Below are 1,462 nucleotides of genomic sequence, written 5' to 3'. Positions count from 1 at the left end.
CGATGGTACTGCGTCTTAAGACGTGGGAGAGTAGGTCGCCGCCAGGTCACTCAGGCACAAGAGACACTCCAAGCCCCAACCAAAACACGCCCTCGCGCACGTCATCTTCACACCGGTGGTTTCGGGTCGATCCCGCACCGGCAAGACCCCAAGTCGAAGGCCCCGTTCCGCAAGGAACGGGGCCTTCTTGCGTCGCAAGGGGTGCATGATGCTTGACCTGAGACCGGAAAATTCCTCCGGGGAAAGGTAGAGTCCGTCATCGAGAGGAGACGGACGGATGAGACGCAGCCGATTCAGCGAGGAGCAGATCATTGGCATCCTGAAGGAGCAGGAGGCTGGTCAGAAGACGGCGGACGTGTGCCGCCGGCATGGGATCAGCGAGGCGACCTTCTACACCTGGAAGGCCAAGTACGGCGGGCTGGAGGTTTCCGAGGCGCGGCGGCTTAAGGCGCTCGAGGACGAGAACACGCGGCTGAAGAAGCTGCTGGCCGAGGCCATGCTGGACAACGCCATCCTGAAGGACGTCGCCGCAAAAAAATGGTGACGCCCGCGGCTATGCGGAATGCTGTTGCCCATGCCCGTGCCAGCCACGGCGTGAGCGAGCGGCGGGCGTGCCTTGTACTGGGAGCGGATCGCTCGACCGTGCGCTACCGCTCCCGGCGCCCGAACGATGCTGCTGTCCGTGAGCGGCTACGCGAGTTGTCGCGCCAACGGCGGCGCTTCGGTTATCGGCGGCTGCATCTGCTGCTGGCCCGCGAAGGCCATGCCATGAACCAGAAGAAGCTGCGCCGGCTCTACAGAGAGGAGAAACTCCAGGTGCGTCGGCGCGGTGGACGCAAGCGCGCCCTGGGCACGCGGGCGCCGCTGGTGCTGCCGCAAGGGCCGAACCAACGCTGGTCGCTGGACTTCGTCGCTGACGGCTTCAGCGACGGGCGGCGCTTCCGGATCCTGGCGGTGGTGGATGACTTCACGCGCGAGTGCCTGGCGCTGGTGGCCGACACCTCGCTGTCTGGCGCCCGCGTCGCCCGTGAACTCGACACCCTGATCGCCCGACGCGGCAAGCCGCGGCTGGTGGTCAGCGACAACGGGACCGAGTTGACCAGCATGGCCATCCTGCGTTGGAGCCAGGAGCACCGGGTGGAGTGGCACTACATCGCCCCCGGCAAGCCGATGCAGAACGGCTTCGTGGAGAGCTTCAACGGGCGACTGCGGGATGAATGCCTGAACGAGACGCTGTTTGCGTCGCTGTCTCACGCCCGGGCCGTCCTGGCCATCTGGAGGGAAGACTACAACCACATCCGGCCGCACTCCGGTCTCGGCGGCGCCACGCCCGCCGAGGTCGCCGCGGCCGCAACGCAAGCTGGGTTGGGGCATGCCCCAGCCCAGCTTGCCATCACTGCCCACTTCGGGCATCACAACTCACAGAGACTCTGCCAATGACCGGAGGAAACTTCGGTCTCAG

The 1,462-nt window shown here is 65.7% G+C and carries 1 protein-coding gene; it reads left to right on the top strand.

The genetic code is table 11. The features are described from left to right. Positions 1 to 277: 277 nt before the first annotated feature. Positions 278 to 1,440, top strand: a protein-coding gene (locus TSO352_RS11030) for an IS3 family transposase (protein WP_109106248.1) whose coding sequence is annotated in 2 segments (ribosomal slippage) — positions 278 to 527 and positions 527 to 1,440 — 1,164 coding nt in all. Because the reading frame shifts where the segments join, the coding sequence is not laid out codon by codon here. Positions 1,441 to 1,462: the final 22 nt, after the last annotated feature.

The sequence above is a fragment of the Azospirillum sp. TSO35-2 genome, assembly GCF_003116095.1.
Lineage (GTDB): Bacteria > Pseudomonadota > Alphaproteobacteria > Azospirillales > Azospirillaceae > Azospirillum.
This window is presented reverse-complemented; position numbering and strand designations above follow the sequence as displayed.